This window comes from Nevskia soli DSM 19509, from assembly GCF_000711955.1.
GTDB classification, from domain to species: domain Bacteria; phylum Pseudomonadota; class Gammaproteobacteria; order Nevskiales; family Nevskiaceae; genus Nevskia; species Nevskia soli.
Window position 1 is genome coordinate 14,844 of record NZ_JONR01000044.1, and the last position, 22,786, is coordinate 37,629.

Sequence of the window (22,786 nt, forward strand, 5' to 3'; positions counted from 1 at the left end):
GTCAGGTGCAACGATAGCGATTTCCATTGAAAAAACCCACTTTCACTCGCTCGAAAGACACCCGCATCATTGCAAATACCGGGCTCCGAGCCCTCGGCGCGGCATTCCCAAGGTCCGAACCGCTGCATGGCGCTGGAAGGCTATTCGAAGCTCTGAAAGGCCCCGATGGGCGAAGGCCGAAGTGTGCCGGAAAAAGTCACGAGCTGAAGGTGATGGTGTCGCAGTCAGCGTGCAGGTTGATACGCTCGGCATGATTGCCGAACAGCAACCGCTGTGCGGCCGGACGCTGCGGGTTGCCGACGACCAGCATGTCGACGGTGTTGTGGCCGAGGAAGTCGAGAATTGCCGGGACGGTTGCACCGGACAGTCGGTGACGCTGTTTCCCCGGGACTCCGTGCGAATCTGCCAGCCTTACGAATGCATCCTTGATCTGTGAGGCAGGGGAGGAACGACGCCGGCGGCCCGATGTTGCGACTTCGGCGACGGCCGGTTCGGCCTGAATCAAATGCAGGTCGGCCCCGTAGATGCCTGCAAGCGATTCTGCCTCTTCCACCAAGTGGCGGGAGATATCCCCTTGGTATGGCCAGGGTCGATTCATGTCTACGGCGGCTGCGATGTGCTGTGGTATGCCCGATGCCCGCCGCGAGATCAGCACCGGCTGCCTGCAGTGCCGCAGAAGAGCGCGGTCCAATGAACGCCCCGGCCATGAGACGGAACGCTCCGGGTCGGCGACCTTGATGACCAGATCCGGGCTCAGTGCATCGATCCTCTTCAGAACTGCGGACGCTTTCGGCTTGGCCCACAAAAGCTCTGTGGTGACCTCCACACCTTCCAGCTGAATGGCTGCAGCCTCCTGTCGTAGTAGTCGCTCAAACTGCTGCAGCATGCCAAGGCGGGCCTCCGCCGCTCCCTTCCTATTAAGCATGCCCGCGAAAGCTATCATCTTGGAATATACCGGAACCAGAATATGCAGCCTGGCTCCAGTTGCCGCGGCAAGGCGCTCGGCATGCGCCAAAGCGGCGGAATGAATCGATTCCATCGACGTCAGCAGTACGATCAGCTTTAAATTGTTCACGGGAGCTGCTCACGGGTATTCATTTTTTACACTTTAGTCCCACCCAGCGCTCCAGACGTTGATCTGGATCAAACCGGCGCTCGTGATCGAATATCGGAATCCGGCAGCGCGGCCTCTGCGACGCCTATGCCAGGGGCGATCCAGCATATGGCGAACTGGAGATGATTGGCTCAAGCCTTGTTCCCCAGGCGTTGCCCATTATTGATCCATGTCAATTGCTGCGATATCGCCTGTCCATAACATCGACAACCAATCGCCTGATCGGCTTGTCTATTGCCTGCATGCCGAATCCGGCGGTTGGTGCCGTAGTTGGACGGCCAAATCCTGACCTCCTCTATTTCCAGGCGAGAGAACCTGTTCCGGAACCGCAGTTCCTGTAAGGTATAGCGAATTCGTCGAGGCGCTATCGATGGCAAGCTTCATCACAGAACACGTTGTCGATGTGCGCCACTGGAACAGCAGCCTGTTCAGCTTCAAGACCACCCGCGATGATTCGCTCAGATTCATCAACGGTCAGTTTGTGATGATCGGCCTGGAGGTTGAAGGGCGCCCTCTCATGCGCGCGTATAGTATTGCCAGCGCCAACTACGAGGAACACCTGGAATTTTTCAGCATCAAGGTGCAGAACGGCCCGCTGACCTCGCGCCTGCAGCATGTCCAGGTCGGCGATCCCATTCTGGTTAGCCGAAAACCCGTTGGCACGCTGGTTCTGGACGATCTGCGCCCCGGTAAGCGTCTTTATCTGTTCAGTACCGGCACTGGCCTGGCTCCATTCCTGAGTATCATCAAGGACCCTGATGCCTACGCGCGTTTCGAGAAGATTATCCTGGTCCACGGTGTTCGTGAAGTAAGCGATCTCGCTTACGCCGAATTCATCGAGCGCGAACTACCTGCCAGTGAATTCATCGGTGAGCAGGTTCGGCGTCAGCTTATTTACTATCCCGCCGTTACACGGGAGCCATTCCGCAACCGAGGCAGGCTTACCGACCTGATCAGGAACGGCAAGCTGTTCTCCGACAATGGGTTGCCGCCACTAGATGCCGCAGCCGACCGCGCCATGCTTTGTGGCAGTCCGTCCATGCTCAAGGATACCTGTGCGCTCCTCAACGACTGGGGGCTGAGCATGTCTCCACAGCAAGGAACTTGTGGCGACTACGTGGTGGAGCGCGCTTTTGTTGAAAAGTAGAGACAAGAGAAGTATCACCGTTAGGGGCGGGTCTCCGGATGCCAAGCCCGTGATTCTGAATTGAGCAAGGTCGGCTGATGAACTGCAAGTTCCGCCTGGGCGCTTCTTATTGACATGAATACCAAATCCCTTTGCGAACTGGGCAATGGACGTTATCGCCTACGCATGAGCGAAGCAGGTGGCGGGCAGTCCTCTTTCGACAGTGTTGCCATAAGCCGTTGGTGCGGGGACCGGCTGGAAGACACGCAGGGCTTTTTTATCTATCTCCGCGATCTGGACAGCGGTGAGCTATGGTCGGCCACTTTGCAACCCACGCTGGTCCCTGGACAGGGTTATGAGGTACGCAGCGGCACCGACGAGATCATCGTGTCTCGCCAGGACCATGATGTCTCCGTGACCACCCGCATTTCGGTTTCCCCTTCGTTAAACCTGGAGACGCGCAAGGTTCGGCTGTCCAACGACAGCGCACGTCTTCGTCGTATCGAGTTGACCAGTTATGTGGAGATCGCTCTGGCGGATCCGCAAGGCGATCTGGCGCACCCTGCGTTCTCAAAACTATTCGTGCAGACTGCATTGATCCGCGCCTCGGGAGCCTTGGTGGCACAACGCCGCCCTCGCTCCTCCGAAGAAGCGTGGCCGGTGGCTTTTCACGCCTTGATCGGTGCCCCCGTCCTGGACTGGGAAACCGACCGGGCAGTTTTCATCGGACGAGGACGAAGCTTGGAGCGACCGCTGCTCGCCATGAGCGGAACGGTCGGCAATGTGCTCGATCCTATTCTGTCCTTGCGCACGCAGCTGGAATTGGAGCCCGGCGAGTCCCGGGAAGTCGACTTTGTACTGGGAGCCATGTCGAAGCGCATCGGCATCGGTCCGCTGCTCAGGGAGATGGGAGCCGGCCCAATGGTGCGCAAGGCGACCCGCCGCGGTGTCGCGAGGCGCAGCGCTCTACGCTCCGAATTTACCGGGGATGGTTCGGAATATGTCATTCATACGCCCTGGAGCAACGGGGCCCTCGATCTGCCCCCTATGCCTTGGGTCAACGTCATGGCCAACAAACGCTTCGGGTGTTTGGTCAGCGAGACAGGCGCCGGTTGCACCTGGAGCCGAAACAGCCAGGCCAATCGCATTACCCCCTGGTCGAATGATCCAGTCCTTGATTCTCACGGGGAGGCCGTATATCTGCGGGATGAGGACAATGGCATCTTCTGGTCGCCAATGCCGGGCCCGGCACCCGCGCCAGTAGCGCATGAGGCACGCCATGGCTTCGGCTATTCGCGCTTCCATTCGGTAGGGTACGGTCTAGATCAGGAGGCCACGGTGTTCGTGGCGCAGCATGATCCGGTGAAGATCCTCAGTCTTCGCATCACCAACCACTCTGCAAACGAACGCCATTTGTCACTGTATGCATACCAGCGCCTGGTTCTCGGCGGACAACCTGAATATCCCAGTCCGGTGCAGAGTTGGCGGCACGGCAAAGCGCTGTGTGCCCGCAACGGCAGCGCGGGAGACTTCGTCGGGGGCGTAGCATTCTCGATTGTAGTAGGGGGCATGGCGCTGGATGAGGATATCTGCTGCGATCGGCGCAGCTTCATCGGCGCAAACGGCAGCTCCCGTGCGCCGCAGGCATTGCGGAGCCCTGGACTCGACGGAAGTTGCGGGGACGGGCTCGACCCCTGTTTTGCGAGGCGCCTCCGCTTCGATCTCATGGCCGGCGAAACGGTAACCTGGAACATCTTGCTGGGCGAGGCAATGGGCGAAACAGAGCTGGACGCCCTTTTGGATAACTACCGCGACAACGCCGCCGTTGCAGCCGCTCTGGATCAGGTTGTTCAATCCTGGCGAGAGCGGCTGAATGCGATCCGCGTGCACACGCCATCTACGTCAATCGATCGCATGATCAACGGTTGGCTGCCCTATCAGGCCTTGTCCTGTCGTATCAATGGACGGACCGCCTTCTACCAGTCGAGTGGGGCGTATGGCTACCGCGATCAGCTGCAAGATGCGGGTAACCTGTGCCTGTTGTGGCCTGAATTGACGCGCCAGCAGATTCTGCTTCACGCGCGCCATCAATTTACCGAAGGGGATGTTTTGCACTGGTGGCATGCCGAGCCAATGGAGCGGGGCATTCGCACCCGGTTTTCTGATGATCTGCTGTGGCTACCGTATGTCGCCGGTCAATATCTTGAGCGTACCGGGGACTTCTCCATCCTGGATGAACCTGTACCGTTCCTACGCGCTCCACCGCTCGCCGAAGGCCAGGAAGAGAGCAATCTGAAAGCCGGGATTACCGTCGACCGTGCAACCTTGTATGAGCACTGCTGCCGAGCTTTGGACCGCTCGCTGACGCAGGGTGAACACGGTCTGCCATTGATGGGGGCGGGCGACTGGAATGACGGCATGAATCGCGTCGGGCACAAGGGGCGCGGTGAAAGCGTATGGCTCGGGTTCTTCCTCATTGTGCTGCTCGACGCCTTTATTCCATTGGTGCGCCAGCGAGGCGAGCCAGGGCGGCTTGCCCGTTATGTCGCCTATCGCGAGCAGTTGCTAACCCATTTGAACGGGGCCGGCTGGGATGGCAAGTGGTATCGGCGTGCCTACTATGACGACGGCACCCCGCTCGGGACCGGAGAAGCAGGAGAATGCCGTATTGATGGGCTGTCGCAGGCCTGGTCGGTGTTGTCTGCTGTGGCCCCGACAGTGCGCGGAGTGCAGGCGATGCGGGAACTGGAGTCGCAGCTGGTGGCGGCATCCGACGGTTTGATCCGCCTGCTGACTCCTCCGTTCGTCAAAACCCGGGACGATCCCGGCTATATCAAAGGTTATGTTGCCGGGGTGCGCGAGAACGGGGGGCAATATACGCATGCCGCCTGCTGGATGATCGAGGCCGCGGCGCGGCTGGGCTGGCGTGACCGGGCCGCTTCCTGGCTGGCGATGATCGCTCCCCTGCAGCATGCGCAAAACCAGCGTTCGGTCGAGCGCTACAAGGTGGAACCGTACGTCATCGCCGCAGACATCTATGGCGCCAGACCGCACATCGGTCGCGGCGGCTGGACCTGGTACACGGGTTCGGCGGCGCTGGCTTATCGTGTGGCCCTGGAGGCCGTGCTCGGGCTTCGCCTGGAAAATGGCCGGACGCTGGTTCTAAAGCCTTGCGTGCCCGATGAATGGCCGGAGTACAGGATTGAATTCCGCGCACCTGCAGGGGGGGCGCAATATCTGATAGACGTAGTCAATCCGCGTGGCTGCACTGAATCCATCATTGGCGCAATCATGGATGGACAGGCTCTTGAGATAGTGTCGGGTACTGTGCGGGTCCCGCTTGATACCGCAGGGGAGCGTCACCACATGTTCGTCACGTTGGGGCCCGCTGCAGGGCCTGTGGCTGTCGCAGATATCAAGCCCCGTTCTTTTTAACGACGCGCTCGCCCGCAGCGTCGAATCGCTCTGGTGTGTCCTTTTGATCGCCAGGGACAAAAAATCGCACTCGATGGCGCATGCCCGCTGGTTGCGGCACACCTTGAGGAGGCTACCGAGCCCCCCCGGTCGTTACCGTTTGATACAGATCAATGTGGCACACCGATGCGCTATCGATAATCTTTGTGTTGGTCGGACCTCTTTTGGGGGCATAGACAGGGGCGGTACGAAAGCCTAAATGAGGGTGTCTTGCGCGGAATCCTGAAAATTGCCTACAAGTTGCTCGTCAACGACAGCTCCAAATTCGCTGCTCTGTTGCTAGGCATTACCTTTGCGGTGTTCCTGATGGTGCAGATGACGTCCCTGTTTGCAGGAATACTCAATCGCGCGTCCGCAACCGTGATCAATGTCGGTGCCGATATGTGGGTGATGGACCCCGCTGTGCAAACCGTTGCCAACAGCATTCCGATGCCCGACTACGTGCTTGATGCGGTGCGCAGCGTCCGGGGTGTGCGCTATGCAGTACCCCTGTATTCGGGCGGTGCTCTGGTCAGGTTGCACAGCGGCGCCTATCAGGCGGTCAACGTGTTGGGACTTGACGACACCAGCCTGTTCGGACGCCCGAAGTTGATCGAAGGACAGATTTCCGACATTTTTGCCGAGAACGGCTTCATCGTGGTCAAGGATTCCGAATATCCAAAGATGGAGAATCCGAAGCGCGGCACGGAGTTCGAACTGAACGATAACCGCGGTGTGATCGTCGGCATCGCCCAGGTTGCAACCAGCGGATTATTCGGTGTGCCGACGCTATACACGACCTTCAATCGTGCCATTCAATACATTCCATCGTCCAGATTCACCATCTCCTACATCCTGGTCGAGCCGAAAAACATAAACGACGTCGCTCGGATCAAGCAGAACGTCGCGGCATTGGGCTATGTGGCCCTGACCAAGGAAGAATTCATGAAGCAGATCACCAATTTCTACATGTTTAAGACCGGCCTGGGTGTCAATCTCCTTTTGATGACGGTCATGAGCTTTGTGGTTGGCTTGTCGATTTCCGGGCAGACCTTCTATACCTTCGTCCTGGAAAATCTTGAAAAATTTGGAGCGCTCAAGGCAATTGGCGCAAAAAGCCATGAATTGGTCTACATGATCCTGTTTCAGGCCAGTTTCACAGCCCTCACCGGTTATGGGTTGGGAGTGGGGTTGTGTTCGGCCGTGATCGCCCTGGCCAAGTTCAGGTTGCCGGACTATGCGGCAATGATCACCTTTACCAATCTGGCGCTGGCATTCTTCATGGTGCTGGTGATTGCCGGAATTTCCAGCTACATCGGTGTGCGCAAGGTGCTCAGAATCGAGCCCTTCGACATCTTTCGGGGCTAGATATGCCCGCGACGGCCATCAAGACGACTGCTCTGTGCAAGTGGTTCGGCGATGGGGAAGCCCGCACCTACGCCGTGCGCGAAGTTGCCTTCGAGGCCTACTTTGGAGAGATGCTCTATATCGTTGGCCCCTCGGGCAGCGGCAAAACTACCTTGCTCAGCCTGATCTCGGGGATTCTTCGTCCGAACCAGGGTAAGGTGGAAATCGAAGGCGTCGACATCTGGGATCTGCCCAACGACGCACTTGCCGAATTCCGTCTCAAGCGGATCGGCTTCGTGTTCCAAGACTTTCATCTTTTTCCGAGGTTGACCACGGTCGAGAACGTGGCAATTCCCCTGATTCTGCGCAAATGCAACTGGGACGAATCCATTGCCGAAGCGATGAAGTACCTGGAAATCGTCGGCCTCAAGGAGCGCGCACACCTGCCTCCCGTCAAGCTCAGCGGTGGTGAGCAGCAGCGTGTGGCAATCGCCAGGGCCATCGTCAGCAGCCCTGACATCCTGATCATGGACGAACCGACCGCCTCACTTGACGGAGATACCGGCAAGAACATCCTCAGCTTCGTGCAAAAGAACATCCTCAATGACAAGCGGTGCATCGTCATCGTGACCCACGATGCACGCATTTCGGAGTTCGCCAACCGAATCCTGAGAATGGAGGATGGCAAATTGAAGCGCATCGACAGCAATGGTGATTCTCATGAGAAATAAAATCCTATTCATCGTCGCTGGCATCGGCGTCCTGGTCGGACTGGTTGGCGCCTATATCTATGGTCGTCAGGCCCCGGCCCAGCCACCAGCATTCAACCCGGCGGCCAATCCCTATGCCGACGGAATTTACGCCAACGGCATTGTCGAAAGCTTCCAGGCACAGGGCGAAAATATCAACATCTATCCCGAAGTGTCGGGCGCCGTCAGCCGGATTCTTGTTGCGGAGAACCAGGTGGTGCGACAGGGAACGCCGCTGCTGCAAATTGAGGATTCAGTGCAGAAAGCCACCACCGAGCAACTGCATGCCCAGGCCGATGCCGCACTGGCTACGCTCGAAGAATTGAAGGCGGAACCTCGCCGTGAAACACTGGAGGTAGCTCAAGCGCAGGTACAGTACGCAACGGCTAGCCTGAAAACCCTCCAAGATACCCTGGAGAAACAAAGGCGGGCTTATCAGATCGATCCCAAGGCGGTTGGCAAGGATACGCTCGATACGGCGGAGAACGCCGCTGCCGCAGCTGCGGAGAATCTGAATGTGGCGCGGCGTCAGTACCGGCTGATCAAGGCCGGTGCCTGGATCTACGAAATCAGGAATCAGGAAAAACAGTACGAGGCATTGGAGAAATCATACGCTTCATCGTCGGCACTGCTCGACAAGTATTTGATACGGGCACCGTCCGATGGCGTGGTACTGTCGATTGCCGCCACGGTCGGCAGTTACGTATCCGCCTCGCAGGGAACCTACGACAGTTATACCCAGGGCGCGGTACCGGCCATCGTCATGGGTAGTCCGCAGGAACAGATGGCGGTGCGCTGTTTTGTGGATGAGATTCTGGTACATCGTCTGCCGGACCCGGCGAAAATCAAGGCGCAGATGTACATCCGTGGTACCGACCGCCATATCCCCCTGCAGTATGTCCGTACCCAGCCGTATGTCTCGCCCAAGATCGAACTGTCCGATCAGCGAACCGAGCGCGTGGATGTGCGCGTTCTTCCGGTGATATTCAGCTTCACCAAGCCAGCCGAATTCGGCATCTACCCTGGCCAGGTGGTAGACGTCTATATCGGCACGCAATAGGGGATGGCTATGCGATCCAGTCATTCGATGCCACAAAACTTTCTTTTCCGGAGTGCGCCCTATAGGCGAAGCGTCTTCGCGTCGTTGAGTCTTTTCACCCTGGCTACTCTGGGGATGGGGGTTGCGGGTTGCGCGGTAGGCCCCGACTTCGTGGCGCCAAGTGCGCCATCCGTGGCCGGGTACACCGCCGCGACGGATCCACATGAAACCGCTGTGGCTGACGGGCAATCGCAGCGTTTCGTGGCGACGGGCGATACGCCGGGACAATGGTGGCAGCTCTTCGGCTCGACGCAGCTGGATGATGTGGTGGCGCAGGCTGTCGTCGGTAATCCGACCTTGCAATCCGCCGAGGCCAGCCTGCGGCAAAGCCAGGCCAGCCTGCGCGCCGGCCAGGGAGTATTCCTCCCGCAGCTTAATGGAAGCGCCGATGTTTCACGGCAGCAATACTCACCGGCCAAGAATGGCGAAACATTGCCCCCGAGCATCTTCAACCTGTTCACGCTCTCGGCCAGCGTCAGCTACGCCCTCGACGTGTTCGGTGGTGAACGGCGCACCGTGGAAGGACTGCGAGCCGCTGTAGATGTCCAGCGCGACACCTTGAACGCGACTTATATTACGCTCACTGCAAATGTTGCCAATACCCTGGTCGCAGCGGCTGCATATCGCGCCGAAATAGACGTGACCAGCGACATGATTGCGACCATGCGGGAGCAAGTCAGGGTGGCGGAAATCCAATACCAAACGGGAACCGGACCATATACGGCGATTCTCGATTTGCGCGGACAATTGTCCGCTACCGAAGCAGATATGCCCACCATACGGCAACGGCTGGATCAGGCAAACGATCTGCTGGCCTCACTCACCGGCCACGTTCCGGCCGAGTGGTCGGCGCCTCAAACGAAACTTGCCGAATTGAACCTGCCGACGGATATTCCCGTTAGTCTGCCGTCAGAACTCGTGGCTCGTCGCCCGGACATTCTGGCGGCTGAAGCGCAGTTGCATATCGCCAGTGCCAACCTCGGTGTGGCGACTGCGGCGATGTTGCCGAGCATCAGTTTGAGCGGATCCTATGGAGCACAAAGCACCAGCGCCAATAACCTTTTCAAATCCAGCGGTACGGTGTGGGATATCGGTGCCGGACTCAGTGCACCTCTGTTCGAAGGAGGCACCCTTTGGTTCCAACGCAAGGCCGCGGTCGCGGCCTACGAGCAATCCCAGGCCCAATATCGCCAGACGGTGTTGTCCGCCTTTGCCCAGGTCGCGGATAGCCTGCGAGCGCTGCAGCATGACGCTGAAGCGATCAATGCGCAGACGCAGCGCCTCGGTGCCGTGCGTGAAAGTGGACACCTGGTCGAGGTCAACTATGCGGCGGGGATGGCCAGCTATACCCAGGTGCTGCTGGCTGACATCCAGGGACAACAGGCCGAGCTTGCTTATCTGGAGACCAAGGCCCAGCGCCTGCAGGATACCATCGCCCTGTTCGTGGCATTGGGGGGAAACTGGGAAAAAGCGGCGACTGTGGGGGAAGGGGTGTCCCGTGCAGCTGGGAAGTTGGCGAATGGTCGTTATTAAGGATTGTTGAATCGCGCTGACCGACACCGATATGAAGCTGCCATTTCGCGTAAGGTCGGCGACGATACCGGGTCAATCGATCGGGAGTCCTATCTGACCCGTTCTTCCATCGCGGAACTGCGGAGGGAGCTTGCAGCCTGCAACCATTGCGCCCACACGCAACAGTGCGATGCAGTGTTGATTCACGGTGAAATATCCGGGACAGCATTTTCGTTTTGTCCGAATACGCCCTCTCTCGACGCCTTGGTTAGTCGGCTTGGAGGCGACGCCTCCAGCAGCGCTCGGTCGCGACGTGCAAATCATCTATAGAACGGCGGTAAGCCCCAAATAAGCCGTGGTGAGTGATTCACAACATTTATTGTGTCATCGCATATTGGCGTGGCATTGATACAGATCAATGTAGGCAAATGGCTATGGGTGGATTCTCAACAATCAAGGGGTTTTTGGTGTTTGTACTGAACACCTTTCTAACGGAGGAATATCCATGCGTGTAGGAGAATGTTGCAACACGAGCGTGGTCATCGCGCAGCGCAGTACCAGCATTGTGGAAGCGGCGCAGCTGATGCGTGAATTCCACGTGGGAGCACTTGTCGTGGTCGATCCGGATGGCGGGACGGCAAGGCCGGTGGGAATGGTCACTGATCGGGATCTGGTGGTCGAAATTCTGGCGGAGGAAGCGCCTGCGAGTGGGATTACGGTCGGTGACATCATGAGTTCCGACCTCGTTACAGCGGGCTGGGACGATGAGTTGCTGGATACCCTTGACCGTATGCGCAGCGAAGGTGTACGCCGCATTCCGGTGGTCGGTGCGACCGGCGCGCTTATGGGAATTTTGGCAGCGGATGATGTTCTCGATCTGTTGGCAGAAGCCGTTGGGCGCGTGCCACAACTGGTGCGCCATCAACAGAACATCGAAGCGCAGCGGCGTACGTAAAACACCGCGATTCAATCCAAGGAGAAATGCGATATGAAAACCGATGTGCAATTGAAGAAGGATGTGGAAACCGAGCTGGATTGGGATCCGGAGGTCGAGTCCGCCAGTATCGGCGTCGAGGTCAGGAACGGCATCGTCACCCTGGCCGGGCACCTGCACAGCTATCCGGAGAAGCTGGCCGCTGAAAGGGCCGCACAGCGTGTCGCCGGGGTCAAGGGGGTGGCGGTGGAGATCGACGTCAAGCTGCCGGGCTCGAGTCACCGCACCGACGGCGATATCGCACAGGCGGCCACTGACGCCCTGCGCTGGAACGCCTCCATCCCGTACGAGTTGATCAAGGTGAAGGTGGATGGTGGCTGGATCACGCTATCCGGGGACGTGGACTGGAACTATCAGCGCACCAATGCTGAAACGGCGGTGCGGAGCCTGATCGGGGTTAAGGGCGTGATCAATCTGATCCAGCTCAAACAGAAGGTGTCGCCGGCCAATGTGAAGACCAAGATTGAAGCCGCCCTGCAACGCGCGGCACATTTCGACGTGAAGGGAATCAAGGTTCTGGTAGACCACAGCACAGTGACGCTAGAAGGAAAGGTGCATTCCCTGGCGGAGCACCGGCTGGTGAAGAACGCCACCTGGGCGGCTCCAGGCGTGCTGCAGGTGGTGGACCATCTGATGATCGGATAAAGAATACGCCCTCGCTGGCTTCTTGCAGGACAGCGAGGGCTTTCGCCAAAGATGAAGCGGAAAAGCCCGTGTGTGGTTTGAAAAAGCCGGATACGCTTGCAATTATGGCAAGGCATAGGGGCCTTTGAGCCTCGCCTGCTAGCCCGCTTTCTGTCAAACGCGAGGTTACGCCGCTCTATTCGACGCGAGCGGTCTCAGGCGAAACGAGCCCCAGCGGGCGCAGGAGGCGCAACGCCACACACTTTCGATTTACTCGAACAACGCAACCCATAATCGGCCTGCGGACGCCGCCGTGCAGAATCAGCATTCCGCTGAACTTGTCTCCTACGGCGAACGGTGACTTGCTGGGCGCTGCAAAACTCAGGCCCGTTTTGCTCATGTCCAGCACGTTAAAGACCTTGCCGGAGTGGGCAATTGCCGGCCTTGAACTTGGCGGGAAACTCGTGCGGCTGTCAGTTCTTCGCTCTGTAGCTGTCATGGCGTCCTATAATAATTGTGGCGAAATGCGGCGCTACGAGGCGAAGACATCTTCAGATTCAGAAAATGGATTCTTTGCGCCGCTCAACCCCGGAAACTCCGTAGCGGCGCCTCTTGCCGACTCGATTCAATGTTGCCAATTCGTTGAGAGCCAGTGGCTGCATTAGGGGTTGGCGCCGCAGGATGGTTACCACGCACTCGGTACGCTCGTCTCGAAGGGAAACATAACGTTCGTCGCGCAGCGTGTTCAGACCGTCAATGAGATCGCTGTCGCGCAAGCCAGTGCCCATCCATTCGAGGCGCAGGTGATCCAAGGTAATGCAACTACCTATGCGGAGGCGTCGTTCCCGTAGGATCCGGTGTATCGCCTGTTTGATGGTTGAGGGGGCGATTTGCATGAGATTCTCCGCGATGCCTGTTGTCGGGATGTGGCCCGCAAAATATGAGGAACGCATGTTCGATCGTCGCCGATCGTGTTTATTTATGTAAGCCCCGGAGTTCATGAAGGTAATGGCATCAAGGCTCGGCCTGATTGTCCAGGATGAAGCGGTGGATGAACCAACGCGCAACACGCATGATACAGAGGGAATGTTGCCGGGTCAGGATTTGCGCGCAAGAAAGTGAAACCATGCCGTACGACTTGTATCGCCGCGCTGAGAGGTGAATTGTTCACCGAGATCGCCGTAAATTTCGGGATCCGGCCGAAAACCCACTGCCGCAAGCTGCTCGCACTGCCTTTCCAGGGTAATGTAGTGAATAAGGATGCCGTGGTTATGCGCTGCCGCGTTCATGATCGAATAGCCTTCGGCGCGCAGGTTCAGGCGGGAATACCGCCGGTAGTTGGCGATGGTGCGGAGGCTGCGCGCCAAGGCGCGAATGAGCCGCCAGGCCAGCTTGAAGGGATTTCGCGTCGGATACACGCCAAGCTGAAAGCGCTCGCCGTGGCACGGCCCCAGTTTGTTGTGAGTGGAGAACAGAAGCACTCCATCCTTTCTCAACACGCGATGCGCCTCGCGCAGGATTCGCATGCGGTCGTCGGGATTGACGGCATCGATGCCGTTGAAGCTGAATACCACCAGCGCGAAAGACTGGTCGGCGAATGCGGAGAGATCACGCGCGTCGCCGCATCGTACATCGACGTCCGGAAATCGCTCCTTGCATGCGGCGACCAACTCCGGGGTATAGTCGATTGCGATGTAATCGGAGCTGATCGCGCGCAACAAGGGAACCGTTCGCCCGCCGCCGACACCAAGATCGAGAATCGGCAATCCCGTGGTCTCTGCCGCGATGCGTTCCAAGGCGGCACGCTCGCCCGCGTCGGTCCAGCCCTCAAGTTTCGCGAACCATTGCACCGAGTCCGGCGTGCGCCATGCATCGCGATTGATGCGATCCATCAGTATTGCCGCGGGCTGGATAGTTTCGGTCATGAGGGTTCTAGCCGTAAAGACGAACGATGTGCTGGGTGACCAGGTCGAACAGCCGACGCTGTGCCCATAGGGGAGTAAAGGTATGATCCGCCCCATCGACGATTTTGATGCTGAAGTTGTCGTGCGTACGGAGCGCTGAGGCGTTCGCCCCGAGATGGGCCTCCATTTCGTTGAGGCCTCCGTCGTCGGCACTGTAGATCAGCAGAATATCGACGCTGCGTCGCAAGAGGGTGCGAAATGTGCTGCGAACGTCCAAGCCTGAGGATTCGTTCTCCTCGGCGGCATCTGTGGCGAACCAGCCGGACCAGCGCAGTCCGATTCTTCGTCCTTGGGCGGCGATAACTCCGCTAATGATGCGCCGTGCACTGACACGTCCTCCAAGGAGGCGTAACCATGTGCCGAGGTGAAATACCCGGCGTCGATAGAAACTCATGGCCCTAATGGACTGCCGCGTCCGCAGCTGCAGTGAATCGCCCTCACGCCAACTGAACGTTTGCGGGTTGATGAGCACGATGCTCATAATGTTGGAATCCGCAATCGCAGAATGAAATGCGAGATAGGCTCCGGAGCACAAGCCCACCAGAACGATCCGCTGAACAGAATATCGCTCTTGCAAGAAACGCATGGCGTCCCTGACGTCGGCAACCGAATGAATGCCGTATATGTGATTCGCACGATGCCCTTTTCCAGGCGGACTTTCACCTACGCCGCCGATGTCCATGCGCAGGGCAACAAATCCCATCGAGGCGAGTGCGCGGGCTTGCCTGACATGCATGCGATTCGGACCGACATGGACGTTGGAGCCGACACTGACGAAGATCACACCCGTAGCCATGCGCTTGCCGTGGAAATGGACCGGCTTGGAAACAATGCCAAATAGCGACGCGTCGGGGCCGAAGCGGACTGGCGTTTCCATAACGTTGGCTTCGGCGCCGCGCAGGCCCGCAACCAGGCTTCGAGATGCCTCTGGTGGCTGAACGAGAGGCAGGAAGCGTGGTGCATACAGTGCTTCCAGCCAGTTGCGGATCTTCTCGAATGCCTCTGTGGGGGTGACCGAATCGAATGTATCCCGCATCATCCCTGCATAACCGGGTACAGTCATATGAGTCACGTCGCAGCCTGAACTGCGCAAGTGCCGGGCCAGCCTGTCGCTTTCCGGAATATCGTCGCGAGCCAGGAGCAGAACCCGTGCTGCCGGCGCCGTATCGCAGGTAAGCAGGCTCAACTCCTCCAGCTCGGAAACGGTAGAAGCGGATAGCAGGTATCCTGCCGCCTCTTCCGCAAAATCCATATCAGGTTGTCCGCTGGACGTTGCGGCACCGGCCTGGCTCATTGAACGAAGTGCGCGCATTTCGCGCAGGTAAAGCTGCCCACTCGCGAACGGAGACCAGGCGATGACGCTGTCTGCGATCCGGTGCGCGGCCGCTGCAGCCAAGGACAGCGTGCCTCCCATACGAAGGCCGAACAGGGCGACGTGAGTTGCACCACTGCATTGTCTTGCGTATCTGGACGCTAAGACAATGCCTTCGATCCAGGCTGGAACCCTGTGCGGATCCATGTCGCTTCCGGAGGAATTACCCGTGCCATGATGGTCGAAACGGAGAACCGCGAACCCGGCGGCGGCGAGTTGTTGTGCCAGCACGCGATAGTGCGCATGGGCACAGATCGCGTCGTAGCCGAGCGGGTTGCACATGACCACCGCGCAATCGCGCGTCGTGCCGCTGCCGCCGCCGGCAGGATGAAACCAGCCGAACAATTGGCGCCCCGTCTCTCCGAACACCACCGGAATGGCATTGCGCATTTCGACTGCGCGGCTCTGTTCTGGCATATTCACGCTTGAAGCTCCACCACCCGCGACAGCAGCGTCATGTGTTTCGCACAATTGAGCGCCGAAATGCTGGCCTGTAGCCTGGCGCCAGGCCGATGCTGCAGAAGCTTCAACTGCTGCGCTCCACCGGGCGCCAGATGAAAGTAGTTGTGACTCGGACGGAATCCAGGCGCATCGATGCACACTGCCTGCGCAAAGTGCCGGCTTCGAATCGTGACCTGGTAACTGCCATCGGCCTCTGCCAACGCTTCCGCCTCCAGCCCGATATCCGGCTGCACTCCGAACGCATGTCCCATTGGAAAATAGAAATCCGACCCCAGCACTTCACCGGTGTTCGCTTCACGCAACACCGCATGGACAAGGTCGTGGCCGGGCGGCCCAAAGCGGAAGGTATAGCCGGAATCGAGAAACCGTCCGAGTACGACGCTGTCGCGCAATTGCACGCCGCCGCGCGCCGGGATCACGATATCCTGGGTGCCTTCTGCTACCTGTTGCTTGCCATGTCGGAACAGGGTCAAGGTCAAGCGCGCGGCGAGCGGATACGCACGATCGTTTACCGCATGCAGGGCTAGGCCGTTCACGCCTTCATTGATGATGAACAGTGCGACTGGCGCAAGTGCGCGCTTCAGGTAGTACCATGGAGCCTTCGGCAGGCCAGTGGAATCCACCAGTCCCCAGCCGGGTCCCGGCACAAAATCGCGGAAGAACCAGACCAGTCCCCCTGCGCAAAGCGAGCCGACGCGCCGCCATTCGCCGAAAGTTGCTGCCATGACCTCGCCGCTGGCTACCCGGCTCAAAGCGAGGTAGCGGGCCATGTCGGCTCGTCGCAGGCGGGTCGGGTCCACCTCGAACAGCTCAGTTAGATAGTGATCGCGGACATCTTCGAAGTCCCAGCCGGCACCGGTATCGCGCGGCACGCGGGCCTTCCAGGCGGGATGGTGCACCGGGGACTCTCCGTCGCCGACCACTTGATCAATGGTTTGCGATTCAGGCACATTGGCGAAGGCCAAGCATTCCGAGGCGAAACGCACTCCACAGCGGCGAGCATCGGTCAGCGGCTGCAAATAGGCGCCTACGCCGAAGTAGTGCGCAACGCCGGAATCCACCTGAAAGGGTAGGGTTCCACCGGCAGGGCTGGATGGCCAGTAAGGTACATCCGGCCGGATCGTCGCGCCCAAGCGCGGCAGAATCTCGCCAAACAGCTGGTTACGCCAAAGCGACCGGTCTAGACCCAGCATGGCGGCTTGCTGTTCCACTTCGCTACTGCCGCAGAGCATTGCGATGCAGGGGGAGAGTTGCGTGCGATGCAGGAACTGGCTGGCCTCGCTTTCGACCCCGCTGAGAAAGGCCTCGCTGTGGGAAGGATAGTCCATGCTGGCGAACATCCAGTCTTGCCAGACCAGGATGCCCAGTTCATCGCACAAGGCGTAAAAATGGCCGGCCTCGTAAAACATGGTGCCGCTTATGCGCAGCATATTCATGCCCGCCTCTTTGGCCAGCAGCAAGGTTTCGCGGGTTATAGCCTCGCCGGCGGTCAGCGTGAGGACGTCGGTACCCGTCCAGCAGGCACCACGGCAGAACAAGTCGACCCCGTTGACTTTCAATGCGAAGTCGTCGCCTTCGCACCGCAGTTCAAGCCGGCGAAACCCGGTTTTCCCGAAATCCAGAACCTCGCTACCGGCTCCGGTATCCACGGTGATCGCCACCGGATACAAGGTCGGCTCACCATGAGTGTGCGGCCACCAGGGTCGCACGCCGTCAAGCCGCATATCGCCCTCGATTTGCCAGATATCGCACTCGCCTCTTCGGACCCGCAAATCGACTGCATGTTCTCCAAGGTGCAGCCGCGCGCCGGCAATGCAGGCATCATCTGACCAGGTTCGCAGGCGCGCGTCGACGCGAAGTACTCCAGTGTTCCCTTCCAGATTGGCGCGCAATGCGCCTCCCGCCCACTCGAAGTGGCGGCGGGGCTGGAGACTAACCGGCCTCCACGGACCGATAGCCGGGGTCGCCGGCGCCCAGCCGGGCATGTGGCCAAGCAGGCTGGTGCGGATCCAGCGCAACTGCTGCTGCCCCACCAGCTGCGTGCGCCAGCGTGGCCGGGGCTGGCGCACACCCAGGGCTTCGTTCAAGGAAGCGAAGCGGATCAGCAAATCATTGACGGCGCGCAGGTTTGGATTCGCTTCCACTTCGTGAGCCAGGAACATGTTGCAAGACTCAAGGATGCGCACATCATTGAGCCAGACTTCAGCCAGTGTGGCCAGTCCCTCAAATACCAGTGCATGCCGGGTACCCACTTCCCTAGGCTGATAATCGAAGCGGCAGCGGTACCAGACATCCTGCGCATCAAGATTCGGAAGCCGGCAGAAATCCGCACGCCCGGCAGCGAACAAAGCGGAAAAAGCCGTTCCTGGGACCTCGGCCGGCAACCACTCAACGGGGATCGTGGCGAGGCCAGACGGATCCAGTGCGGTTCCCGGCGGCAATATCGCCATTTCCCAGGATTCCAGGTTGATTGCGCCTTGTGTGGCGGAAGGGCTTTGGGGGATGGCCATGAGCGGACAGGTACTCAGCGGTAGCAGACGTTGAGACTGTCGAAAGCCCTGTCCCAAGCCACGGCCATTTCGCCCAGAGCGGAGGAGAAATCAACCGGTTTCCGGGTGTTGACCGCGCGGGCGGCCTTCATGATCAGCGTCTTGGCACCTTCGGAAATGTCGAGGAACGCTGCCTGCGCCGACTCCAGCCCATCCTGGCCCATTGATGTCAGCCATTGCAGGTGTCTTGCAGTCAACTCGAACCCGGACCCAAGTTGCCGCAATGTGGCAAAGGCATAACCGTGATAGAGCGCAAGCCCTTCGAGTTGCAATTGCTTCAAGTCGACAGGGAACCGGGCAGCGAAACGCCTGACCGGATTGGTGAGCGGTGCTCGTGCCAGGTGTGCACGCAGCATATTCACCGCCAACCGGACAAGTTCCTCGGAAGACGGGCGTTCTATGCGATCCAGCCGCGCATACTCCGCAAACAACGGAAGGAACGTTGGATCATACGGGAAATCCTGGCGAAACAAATGGCTAAAATCCTCGCCATGAAGTTCGTGGTAGCCGCCGTTGTGGAAATAGCCAAGCTTGCGACTCGCCACGTCGAGCGCGTTGATCACGATAGTGCTTTTGGTATGCTGGCGCCGATAGTCGGAGCCCTGAGTGTCCGGCAGCCAGTAGGCGTCGGCCTCGGTGAACACCAATTTTCCTTCACTCAGGTGGTGCGTGGCATGGGTCAGGATGTCGCCGCGCCAGACATTCAGCTCGGAGACTTCAATACCGTAGAGCATGGACAAGTCACCCGGCGATGGCTTGAAGAAAGTCCACTGATCTCCCTCGAAATCAAGCTTGACGGTAAAGCCAAGCATGGCCGCTGGCTCCAGGCCGAGTGCATGTAACACTTCGATCCAGACATCCACATAACAGTTCTTTTCCGGCCATGCGCAATCCCCGCCGTGCAGTTTGTGTACGACATGGCTTGCCGGACTCAAGGGCAGCACGCGGACGGCTCTCATGTCCAGAGCAAGCTCCGCACGGACTGAGGCCAGAGCTCAGGCCGGAAGCCGTGATGTCTGAACAGGGCCATGCAGACGCGTTCCAATCCAAATCCAAGGCAAGCCGTCTGGGCCAGCTGTCCATCGGCCTGCAGGATTCCGAAGGTCTGCGAGAAGTGATCCTGATGATAGTTGAATGAGCACACAGCGGTCGGATTTTCGATGGAGATCACAGGAATCACCACTTCAAACTTGAGCTTTTGCTCGCGCTGGTTGCTTGCCAGCATCCTGCCGCCACGGCCGAAAAATGGATCGGATGCCACTTCAGAGCGGGCGGGTAGCTCCAGGGAAAGCAGCAGCTCCAAGCCACGTGCCAGCCAAGTGTCGCGCCATTGGATCACTGTCTCGGGAGAACCAGCGCGGACGAATTCGCGCACCCGAAAGGATTGCATCCGGGTCGGTTCCGAGGAAGGCTCGTGGCGAAATACCCAATGGGTCATATCAAAAAGACGGCCGCCATGCGGCAAAGTCCCGGCAAGACTTGGGTACACTGGGTAACAGGCGGCCGGCATCAGCATCACACCGGCAGGCGCCATCAGATCATCATAAGGTTCACTTTCCTCGATGCGCCTGACCAGTTCCCCATGATCCGCAGCGCAGCCGCAGAAACTGGTTACGCCCATAGCGAGTTGGGGGAATGACTTCATGTAGCCGCTCTGCTCGAACACCTGTCGCGGCAGAATCGGTGGGAATGTCATCTTTTCCGCACCGTCGTTGAGTGCAAGTCTGCTGATCAGACCGTTGAATCGCTCCAGAACCTCCTCGAACACCGCATTGCGGCCAAATACACCCTGCACTCCGGAGGGGATGATCAGGCCGTTCGCGACGAGCCCTTCGTACAGGGTGGTGGAATCAAATGGCATGGCGGCGACCCTCAGTCATCCTTGTGAACCAAGAGCATCGATGCATTCTTGGCAAAGATGCGGTCATTACCGATCATCAGCGGCGCCGAGTAGGCGTCGCGCAGATGACGGCACAGGCTGAAGGGAGAATCGTTCTTGTAGCCGAGGATGCCGCACAGCAGTAGCGCCTGATGCACGATTTTTACCAGAAGCGTCGACGAAGCGATCTTGAGATTGTTCATTTTCAGCGCGAAGCCCATGCCCAGAAGCGCTTCCGCATCTTCATTGGGGCTCTGGGCGTCCGTGAATTCGCGCGCCATGTCGCGGACCATTGCGCGCATTGTGTGCAGATCATTGGATACTTCGGCCAGGCGCAAGGCCGTGGGCGGCGTGGTTCCCGGTTTGCTGCGTGCTTCGGCCCGGACGAAGCGCGCAGCGCGGGTTACGGCATCCGTGGCAATCCCCAGCCACAGGCTCGACCAAAGGATGTGTGAATAAGGCACCATGGTGTGACTCGAGGCGTCGGCAAACGATCCGGGCAGGATCTGTGCGGCCGGTCCGCTTGAGCTAAGCCTGTATCCCGGGCTGCACGTCCCGCGCATTCCGAGCGTGTCCCAGTTGGTGGTCTGGTCCAGGCGGTACTGCCCCCTGCGTGCCAGAACGACCACTTGATCGCTGCGTGCTGCGTCGACCGAGCGACGGCAGGTGACAAGCAAGTCATCCGCATTGGCACCATAGGACACGGTTGTCGCATCCTTGTTGAGGGTGAATATTCCGTCGGCCACTTCAACGGCGCAAATGCTTGAACGCGTGTCGCCACCGACCCCGACTTCGGATGTGGCGGAGGCCAACAACATCTGCCGTTCGACCAGCTCCGCACAGTAGTCACGGAACATCTGGGATCCGAGTCCGTGGCGGACAATGCAGGCCACCTGGATCTGGTGCATGGCGAAGACCATTGCGGTCGACGCGCAATACTGTCCAAGGGCGGCGCAAACCTCGGACATTTCCGTCATTGTCATTCCTGCACCACCTAGATCTTTAGGCACCAGGGCCGAGAGCAGCCTGGCTTCCCTGAGTGCATCGATGGCCTGCTGCGGAAATCGAGCGTGCTTGTCGACATCATCCGCGTGTTTAGAGGCTACTTCCTCGCCAATGCAATGGGCGATGAGAACCGCTGCCCTGCTGCTTGTGCTTTGTGTCACTTTAGCTCTCCAGTCAATTGGGGGGGCGAGGCGGCGCCAGCTGTCAGCTCCTCGATCGCTTGCCGGATGCTCGAGACGCTTCGAAAAACACCGCGTCTCAGCATCCGGTCCGGAAACTCAATATCGAACAGTCCTTCCAGTGCGAGCATGACGTTGACGCTCGCATGGGAGGTCAGGCCCGCCTGATAGAGATCGGTGTGATCGTCGATCAACGACCGGTCCGCGGCGAGACGTCCATGTTCGGCCAGGGTGCGTAAGATGATGTCGGTTATGCTCACACTCTGCTCCGTTGGATGGTGGCTGCAACAACCGCAACAGCGTATTCGGATTCGTGGCTCAGGCTTACGCAAAGCGAGTCCAGTCCGCACTGCTGTGCCAGATGGCTGGCAACTCGGTGCAGGCGCAGTTCGCACCAGCCTCCGGGCGTCTTGAGTATCTCGATATCGCGCCAGTCCAGCCAGTGCCGGTGCGGTCGAAGCACCTTGAGAGTGGCCTCCTTGGCTGCAAAGCGTGCCGCCAGACGCCGCGGCATTTCTGCGCTGCTACCAAAGCAGTAGTCCAATTCCATCTCGGTATAGACGCGATGCAGATAGTTCGCACCGAACCTCCGGATGGATTCTGAAACATCGTCCACCCGCATCAGATCGGTGCCGATTCTCATCTGGAGCGAGTGCGAGCCCTCTTTGTTCTCAAGTCTATGCATATCAGTCAAGTCCAGCTCAACCTCGAATCGACGACGCTTTGGTGATGTTGGACAAGGCATTGAAATCTGTGCATACCGGCCCTTGCCGATCCGGTTGCATATTGAAGCCGATACTCGCCGGGATGGCCGCAACGGATAACCCAGAAAGCATGAACCGCAAGGGCGAAGTTCCACCCTCATGACCCCTTAGATCTAAGTTGCAGCGATCGCTTACGTATATCGATGACGCAATTTCACCAGCTTGCTCGTGCCCGATCTGTGGGATACCAGACAAATTTCACCGGCCACGGCATACGCGATGCCATCTGCGAAGCATGGCCTGGCGGATAACGTATTATTGAGTCTTGCATAAATAGTTGAAGCACTACAGTGGCAGCTCAGCTTGGGTCCAAAAGGCAGTGACAAGGGTGGATCGTCGCTGCATGGACTGGAGCCTGCGGCGTGCATATCGGCTAAGTTGGCCCAGATTGGACGGACAGAAGTTGCCCAGCTCGCGATGTTTCAGATGTCCCCAGATGTATTCGACCGGGTTGAGCTCTGGCGCGTAGGCAGGCATGACTTCGAGTTGAATGGCGCCATTGAGGCTGTCCACGTACTGACGTACCAAGCGGCTCTTGTGCACTGGCAGGCCGTCCCAGACGATCAGCAATTTGCGCTTGATCTGGCGCCGGAG

The 22,786-nt window shown here is 58.8% G+C and carries 20 protein-coding genes; 8 read left to right on the plus strand and 12 right to left on the minus strand.

Going from position 1 to position 22,786, the window contains the following annotated elements:
* Positions 1–196 precede the first annotated feature (196 nt).
* Complete coding sequence (locus BP26_RS0119230) at positions 197–1,075, minus strand: universal stress protein (protein WP_029922188.1); 879 nt, start codon at positions 1,073–1,075, stop codon at positions 197–199.
* A 409-nt stretch (positions 1,076–1,484) separates the two neighbouring features.
* Between BP26_RS0119230 and BP26_RS0119235 the strand changes: the two genes are divergently transcribed.
* The 8 genes from BP26_RS0119235 (at position 1,485) to BP26_RS0119270 (ending at position 12,039) form a co-directional block, all read left to right on the plus strand.
* The gene (locus BP26_RS0119235; protein ID WP_029922189.1) at positions 1,485–2,261 is read left to right on the plus strand and encodes a ferredoxin--NADP reductase; all 777 of its coding nucleotides are present in this window, start codon (positions 1,485–1,487) and stop codon (positions 2,259–2,261) included.
* A 114-nt stretch (positions 2,262–2,375) separates the two neighbouring features.
* On the plus strand, positions 2,376–5,675 hold the full coding sequence (locus BP26_RS0119240; protein ID WP_051749181.1) for a GH36-type glycosyl hydrolase domain-containing protein: 3,300 nt from the start codon (positions 2,376–2,378) through the stop codon (positions 5,673–5,675).
* 249 nt (positions 5,676–5,924) lie between these two features.
* Positions 5,925–7,061: an ABC transporter permease gene (locus tag BP26_RS0119245; protein ID WP_029922191.1), complete on the plus strand. Its 1,137-nt coding sequence runs from the start codon at positions 5,925–5,927 to the stop codon at positions 7,059–7,061.
* Between the two features lie 2 nt (positions 7,062–7,063).
* Entirely contained in the window at positions 7,064–7,771 is a 708-nt protein-coding gene (locus tag BP26_RS0119250) for an ABC transporter ATP-binding protein (RefSeq protein WP_029922192.1), read from the plus strand.
* A complete protein-coding gene (locus tag BP26_RS0119255; RefSeq protein ID WP_029922193.1) occupies positions 7,761–8,849 on the plus strand; it encodes an HlyD family secretion protein in 1,089 nt (362 codons plus the stop codon). The genes BP26_RS0119250 and BP26_RS0119255 overlap by 11 nt, the downstream gene beginning before the upstream one ends.
* A 114-nt stretch (positions 8,850–8,963) precedes the next feature.
* Positions 8,964–10,421 carry an efflux transporter outer membrane subunit gene (locus tag BP26_RS0119260; RefSeq protein ID WP_169740747.1) on the plus strand — a complete coding sequence of 486 codons (1,458 nt, stop codon included), beginning with the start codon at positions 8,964–8,966 and terminating at the stop codon, positions 10,419–10,421.
* A 484-nt stretch (positions 10,422–10,905) separates the two neighbouring features.
* Positions 10,906–11,355 carry a CBS domain-containing protein gene (locus BP26_RS0119265; RefSeq protein ID WP_029922195.1) on the plus strand — a complete coding sequence of 150 codons (450 nt, stop codon included), beginning with the start codon at positions 10,906–10,908 and terminating at the stop codon, positions 11,353–11,355.
* Positions 11,356–11,388: 33 nt separating this feature from the next.
* Complete coding sequence (locus tag BP26_RS0119270) at positions 11,389–12,039, plus strand: BON domain-containing protein (protein ID WP_029922196.1); 651 nt, start codon at positions 11,389–11,391, stop codon at positions 12,037–12,039.
* 175 nt (positions 12,040–12,214) lie between these two features.
* Here the strand turns inward: BP26_RS0119270 and BP26_RS31180 are convergent, their stop codons facing one another.
* The 11 genes from BP26_RS31180 to BP26_RS28810 form a co-directional block, all read right to left on the minus strand.
* Complete coding sequence (locus BP26_RS31180) at positions 12,215–12,517, minus strand: PilZ domain-containing protein (protein ID WP_084183242.1); 303 nt, start codon at positions 12,515–12,517, stop codon at positions 12,215–12,217.
* A gap of 58 nt (positions 12,518–12,575) precedes the next feature.
* Positions 12,576–12,914 (minus strand): hypothetical protein, encoded by a 339-nt coding sequence (locus BP26_RS0119275; RefSeq protein WP_029922197.1) that lies wholly within the window; start codon positions 12,912–12,914, stop codon positions 12,576–12,578.
* A 201-nt stretch (positions 12,915–13,115) separates the two neighbouring features.
* Positions 13,116–13,943 (minus strand): class I SAM-dependent methyltransferase, encoded by an 828-nt coding sequence (locus tag BP26_RS0119280; RefSeq protein WP_029922198.1) that lies wholly within the window; start codon positions 13,941–13,943, stop codon positions 13,116–13,118.
* 7 nt (positions 13,944–13,950) lie between these two features.
* Positions 13,951–15,771, minus strand: a complete 1,821-nt coding sequence (locus BP26_RS0119285; protein WP_029922199.1) for an alpha/beta fold hydrolase — start codon at positions 15,769–15,771, stop codon at positions 13,951–13,953.
* A gap of 2 nt (positions 15,772–15,773) precedes the next feature.
* Complete coding sequence (locus BP26_RS0119290; protein ID WP_157572631.1) at positions 15,774–18,326, minus strand: glycoside hydrolase family 2 protein; 2,553 nt, start codon at positions 18,324–18,326, stop codon at positions 15,774–15,776.
* 14 nt (positions 18,327–18,340) lie between these two features.
* A complete protein-coding gene (locus BP26_RS0119295) occupies positions 18,341–19,324 on the minus strand; it encodes a DUF1839 family protein (RefSeq protein WP_036517420.1) in 984 nt (327 codons plus the stop codon).
* The gene (locus tag BP26_RS0119300) at positions 19,321–20,226 is read right to left on the minus strand and encodes an amino acid--[acyl-carrier-protein] ligase (protein WP_029922202.1); all 906 of its coding nucleotides are present in this window, start codon (positions 20,224–20,226) and stop codon (positions 19,321–19,323) included. The genes BP26_RS0119295 and BP26_RS0119300 overlap by 4 nt, the downstream gene beginning before the upstream one ends.
* A gap of 11 nt (positions 20,227–20,237) precedes the next feature.
* On the minus strand, positions 20,238–21,410 hold the full coding sequence (locus BP26_RS0119305; protein WP_211254982.1) for an acyl-CoA dehydrogenase family protein: 1,173 nt from the start codon (positions 21,408–21,410) through the stop codon (positions 20,238–20,240).
* Positions 21,407–21,688, minus strand: a complete 282-nt coding sequence (locus tag BP26_RS0119310; protein WP_211254983.1) for an acyl carrier protein — start codon at positions 21,686–21,688, stop codon at positions 21,407–21,409. The genes BP26_RS0119305 and BP26_RS0119310 overlap by 4 nt, the downstream gene beginning before the upstream one ends.
* Positions 21,685–22,113, minus strand: coding sequence for a holo-ACP synthase (gene acpS, locus BP26_RS0119315; RefSeq protein ID WP_051749185.1), 429 nt, complete (start codon positions 22,111–22,113; stop codon positions 21,685–21,687). Before acpS ends, BP26_RS0119310 begins: the two co-directional genes overlap by 4 nt.
* Before the next feature lie 364 nt (positions 22,114–22,477).
* Positions 22,478–22,786: transposase (locus BP26_RS28810; RefSeq protein ID WP_084183244.1), on the minus strand; the 309-nt coding region annotated here is incomplete at its 5' end.